Genomic DNA, 4724 nt, shown 5'->3' with positions numbered 1-4724 from the left:
GGCGTCCACCTGGCCGGTGTCGGCAACGTGTCGTTTCGCGGCAAGGGCGGCAAGGTCAGCGCCACGCCCGATGAGGACCGCGTCGTGCGCGCCGAGAAGAAAGGGCGCATCGTCCAGATGTCTCCCGTCGCACCCCCGAAGAACTTCAACGCCGGCTCGATCTTCGAGCGCACCTCCTCCTTGCTGCGACCCAGCATGGACAGCGGCCTGAAAATGGCTTTCGCCAAGCCGCAGATCAAAGGCAAGGAAATCCAGATCGCCGCGGCATTCCATGCGCGCGAGGACAAGAAGCCGGATCCCGGCGTGCCGGCCATGCTGGCGGCGCTGGTCAACAACGACCATCCGGATGTGCTGGCCACCGCCTATGCGCAATCCGAGCCGGACTATGCCAAGGCATCGCCCTTCGAGGCCCTGCTTCAGGACGAGCAGCCCAATGAGGGCCGCTTCATTCCGCCGATGGCCAAGGGCGATCATTCGTGGATCCAGAACCCGCTGCCGGCGAGTGTCTTCTCCAAGAAGGAGCAGGCATGCCTTGCCAACGGAATCTATTTCGAGGCGAGGAGCGAATCCGTGCGCGGCCAAGCCGCTGTCGCTCAGGTCATCCTCAACCGCGTCCGCAATCCGACCTATCCGAATTCGATCTGCGGCGTCGTCTACCAGAACGACAGCTGGTTCAACCGTTGCCAGTTCTCCTTCGCCTGCGACGGCAGGAAGAAGCGCATCGATAGCCCAGCCGCCTACAAGACCGCCCAGGAGATCGCCATGGCCGTCACCGCCGGCAAGATCTTCATTCCGGAAGTCGGATCGTCGACCCACTACTATGCCCAATATGTCCACCCCGGCTGGGCGCGCACGATGCAGAAGATGACCAAGATCGGCCTGCATATCTTCTATCGGACCTATGGCGGCGGCTGGAGCTGAGTGCGGAGCAGCCGCTGATCCTTGATGTGGCGCGCAGCCGATCAAAGAGCCATTGCGCGGGGGATTCGCGCCATGCATCCTCGTCATCCTGGCGGGCACGATGTCGCACCTTCGTAATTCATTGATTTTATTGCCTAAAATACATGGCAATGAACTTCCGCCCGTGGCTTGACGGGCGCAAACCCTCTAACTATGTTGCCGGCGACTTTAGAAGCGGACGGACGGTGACGGTCTGACCGGGCAGGGGGGTTGCGATGGCCGACAAGAATGGGCCAGACGGAACCGGAGAAACCGGCCGCGGCAATCAGCATGAACCCGACATCCGCGACGACGATCTTGAGCGCCGCCGCCGTGACCTTGAAGCTTCGCTTGCGACAAGGCGGCCGGGCCGGCTCGAGGGGAAAGACGACGCGAAAGCGGGCAGTGTGGCCGGTTATGGTCAGGCGCTCAAACTCTCCAGCGAGTTTATCGCCGGGGTGGTGGTGGGTGCCGGCATCGGCTGGGTCATCGACCGTCTGGCGGGGACATCGCCATGGGGTCTGATCGTGTTTCTGCTGCTTGGTTTTGGCGCCGGAGTGCTCAATGTGATGCGTTCCGCCGGCGTCGTGGCAGAATTTGGACAGGGCGATAAATCGCGCCGTGGCCAAGACGACAAGAAATGACCGCGCACCATGTGCGGTAATGGTAACGAGGCCGTACGCGGCATTGACGGGGTTTGAACGTGGCAGCTGACAAGGTCGATCCGATCCACCAGTTCCATATCAACAAGCTGATTCCGATCGACATCGGCGGCTATGACCTGTCTTTCACCAATTCGGCGCTGTTCATGGTCGCAACCGTGATCGTCGCGGCTGGATTCCTGTTTCTCACGACGTCGAGCCGCAGCCTGGTTCCCGGGCGGCTTCAGTCGGTCTCCGAGATGGCGTACGAGTTTGTCGGCAACATGTTGCGCGACGCCGCCGGCACGCAGGGCATGAAGTTCTTCCCTCTCGTGTTCTCGCTGTTCATGTTCGTGCTCGTCGCCAATCTGCTTGGCCTGTTCCCCTATTTCTTCACCGTCACCAGCCACATTATCGTCACCTTCGGCCTTGCCGTGCTGGTGATCGCAACCGTGGTCGTCTACGGCTTCATGAAGCATGGTCTTGGCTTCCTGAAACTGTTCGTGCCGCACGGCGTGCCGGTCTTCCTGCTGCCTCTCGTGGTGCTGATCGAAGTAATCTCCTTCGTGTCGCGCCCGGTCAGCCTCTCGGTTCGTCTGTTCGCCAACATGCTCGCCGGCCACATCACGCTGAAGGTGTTCTCCGGCTTCGTCGTCAGCCTGAGCGCGCTCGGCGCGGTTGGCGTCGCCGGCTCGATCCTGCCTCTGGCGATGGCGGTGGCGCTGACGGCACTGGAACTGCTGGTCGCCTTCCTGCAGGCCTACGTCTTTGCCGTGTTGACCTGCATGTATCTCAACGACGCCCTGCATCCAGGGCACTAGGTCCAAAAGTTTCCGGCCCAAAGATTTCCAACATTGGCGCCGGATGGAATCGCAACGGAATTTTAGATCCAAAGGAGTTGAACAAATGGACGCAGAAGCAGCAAAGTACATCGGCGCCGGCATCGCTTGCCTGGGCATGGGTGGCGCGGGCATTGGCCTCGGCAACATCTTCGGCAGCTACCTGGCGGGCGCACTGCGCAACCCGTCGGCCGCCGATGGCCAGTTCGGCCGTCTGATCTTCGGCTTTGCCGTGACCGAAGCTCTGGGCATCTTCTCGCTTCTCATCGCGCTTCTGGCCCTGTTCGGCTGAGCACTCGGGAAGATTGGACAGGCCGGCCGCGCAAGCGGCGGGCCTGAATTTCGGGGATAGTCCATGTTCGTGACATCTGCCTTTGCGCAAGAGTCCGCGCCATCAGCCGATACCAGCCACGCTGCGACGGAAGGCGACACGCATTCCGGCACCAGCGTGCCTGCTGAAGCGCATGGCACGTTTCCGCCATTCGATCCGGCGACGTTCCCGTCGCAGCTTCTGTGGCTGGCGATCACCTTCGGGCTGTTCTATCTCTTCCTGAAGCGGGTGGTGATGCCGCGCGTCGGCGGCATCATCGATGTCCGCAACGATCGCATCACGCAGGACCTCGACCAGGCGGCCAGGTTGAAGGGCGAGGCCGACGCCGCCGTTGCTGCCTACGAGCAGGAACTGGCGGAAGCCAAGACCAAGGCCAACGCGATCGGCCAGCAGGCCAACGACGCTGCCAAGGCCGAGGCCGACACCGCTCGCAAGAAGGTCGAGGCTGCGCTCGACGCGAAGCTTGGCGAAGCCGAAGCCCGCATTTCTTCCATCAAGGCCAATGCCATGAAGGAAGTCGGCAGCATCGCCGAGGACACCGCTTCGGCGATCGTCGAGGCTCTGGTTGGCGGCAAGGCCAGCAAGGCCGAGATCGCGGCCGCGGTCAAATCCGTGGCCCGGTGAGGAGCGCATCATGGATTACACATCTCTCGCGACGCTCTGGGCCACGATAGCCCTGATCATCTTCCTCGGCGTTGCCGTCTACATCAAGGTGCCTGGCATGATCGCCAAGGCGCTCGACGCCCGTGCCGCCAGGATCAGCAATGAACTGGACGAAGCGCGCCGGCTGCGCGAGGAGGCCCAGCAGCTGCTCGGCCAGTACCAGCGCAAGCGCAAGGAAGCCGAGCAGGAGGCCGCCGACATCGTCGCTGCCGCCAAGCGCGAAGCCGACATGCTTGCCGCCGACGCGCATAAGAAGACCGAGGACTATGTCGTCAGGCGCACCGCGCTTGCCGAACAGAAGATCGGTCAGGCCGAGCGTGATGCCATCAGCGAAGTGCGCGCCAGCGCCGTCGACATCGCCGTCGAGGCAGCACGCGCGCTGCTTGCCGGCAAGATCGACGCCAAGGCCGGTGCAGATCTGTTCAAGGCTTCGCTCGCGGACGTGAAGTCGAAGCTGAATTAGGCGGTTCGTCTAGCCAGTCATCGAAAGCCGCCCGGGCAACCCGGCGGCTTTTTTGTTGCGGCGCTGAAGCTGCCAATCTCCCCCCTCGTGGGGGAGATGCCCGGCAGGGCAGAGGGGGGCGTGAAGGAACGCTAACCTTTGTTGTCCTAAGGTCTATCGGGACAAGCCTGAGGGCATAACTGCAATCGATTGAGAGGCCGGCGGGACAGCGCCCCCCTCTGTCCTACCGGACATCTCCCCCACAAGGGGGGAGATTGGCTTGTCGTCGTCGTCGCTCAATCCAGCCCGGCGAAGCTCTCTTCTTCCACCACGTCCACCTCGGCCCCACCCAGCCGGAATGGCGCAAACGACACGCGGTGCAGCCGCGCCACCGGGCCATGCGCTTCGATCGCGGTGCGATGACGAACCGTGGCGTAGCCCATATGGACTTCGAACCCGTAGCGGTCGTGATGGTTGCCGCAGCCGCACATCATGCGGTCGCGCATCACCTTGGCGACGATCGAGGCGGCGGCGATCGACTGCGAACGCTGGTCGCCCTTGATCAGCGCGCGCCCTTCACAAGGCAGTCCCGGCGGCACGTCGCGTCCATCGGCAAGCGCAAGCTTCGGCCGGACCGACAGCCCTACCAGCGCGCGCCGCATGGCTTCCAGGCTTGCCTTGAGGATGTTGCTGCCGTCGATGCCCTCGGCGCTGATGGAGGCCATCGAGACCGCCTGTGCGGAGCCGAGAATGCGCAGGAACAGGGCCTCACGCTGTAAATGGCTGAGGCGTTTGGAATCGTCGAGGCCGTCGGGAATGTTGGCGGGATCGAGCACCACCGCTGCGGCGACCACCGGCCCGGCCAGGGG

The 4724-nt window shown here is 63.0% G+C and carries 7 protein-coding genes; 6 read left to right on the top strand and 1 reads right to left on the bottom strand.

The window, feature by feature from the left end; all coding sequences use genetic code 11:
- From EN994_RS18405 to EN994_RS18380, 6 genes are all read left to right on the top strand, one after another.
- Positions 1-921, top strand: a 921-nt coding sequence (locus EN994_RS18405; RefSeq protein WP_164745999.1) for a cell wall hydrolase, incomplete at its 5' end; no start/stop codon positions are given.
- Between the two features lie 254 nt (positions 922-1175).
- On the top strand, positions 1176-1583 hold the full coding sequence (locus EN994_RS18400) for an AtpZ/AtpI family protein (RefSeq protein ID WP_013532844.1): 408 nt from the start codon (positions 1176-1178) through the stop codon (positions 1581-1583).
- Between the two features lie 59 nt (positions 1584-1642).
- Positions 1643-2401 carry a F0F1 ATP synthase subunit A gene (locus EN994_RS18395; RefSeq protein ID WP_013532843.1) on the top strand — a complete coding sequence of 253 codons (759 nt, stop codon included), beginning with the start codon at positions 1643-1645 and terminating at the stop codon, positions 2399-2401.
- 85 nt (positions 2402-2486) lie between these two features.
- Entirely contained in the window at positions 2487-2711 is a 225-nt protein-coding gene (locus EN994_RS18390) for a F0F1 ATP synthase subunit C (protein ID WP_006206606.1), read from the top strand.
- A gap of 63 nt (positions 2712-2774) precedes the next feature.
- Positions 2775-3374 carry a F0F1 ATP synthase subunit B gene (locus EN994_RS18385; RefSeq protein WP_013532842.1) on the top strand — a complete coding sequence of 200 codons (600 nt, stop codon included), beginning with the start codon at positions 2775-2777 and terminating at the stop codon, positions 3372-3374.
- Between the two features lie 10 nt (positions 3375-3384).
- Positions 3385-3876, top strand: a complete 492-nt coding sequence (locus EN994_RS18380) for a F0F1 ATP synthase subunit B (protein ID WP_013532841.1) — start codon at positions 3385-3387, stop codon at positions 3874-3876.
- A gap of 275 nt (positions 3877-4151) precedes the next feature.
- Here the strand turns inward: EN994_RS18380 and EN994_RS18375 are convergent.
- A partial coding sequence (locus tag EN994_RS18375) for a ribonuclease HII (RefSeq protein WP_127307707.1) occupies positions 4152-4724 on the bottom strand: 573 nt, incomplete at its 5' end.

Source organism: Mesorhizobium sp. M7A.F.Ca.CA.002.09.1.1 (assembly GCF_003998555.1).
Lineage (GTDB): Bacteria > Pseudomonadota > Alphaproteobacteria > Rhizobiales > Rhizobiaceae > Mesorhizobium > Mesorhizobium ciceri.
Note: the sequence above shows the minus strand (reverse complement) of the source record. Positions and strands in the feature narration are given on the sequence as shown.

Coding starts and splice junctions, on each gene's coding strand:
- EN994_RS18380 (WP_013532841.1), top strand. CDS start 3,385: ATGGATTACACATCTCTCGCGACGCTCTGGGCCACGATAGCCCTGATC.
- EN994_RS18390 (WP_006206606.1), top strand. CDS start 2,487: ATGGACGCAGAAGCAGCAAAGTACATCGGCGCCGGCATCGCTTGCCTG.
- EN994_RS18400 (WP_013532844.1), top strand. CDS start 1,176: ATGGCCGACAAGAATGGGCCAGACGGAACCGGAGAAACCGGCCGCGGC.
- EN994_RS18385 (WP_013532842.1), top strand. CDS start 2,775: ATGTTCGTGACATCTGCCTTTGCGCAAGAGTCCGCGCCATCAGCCGAT.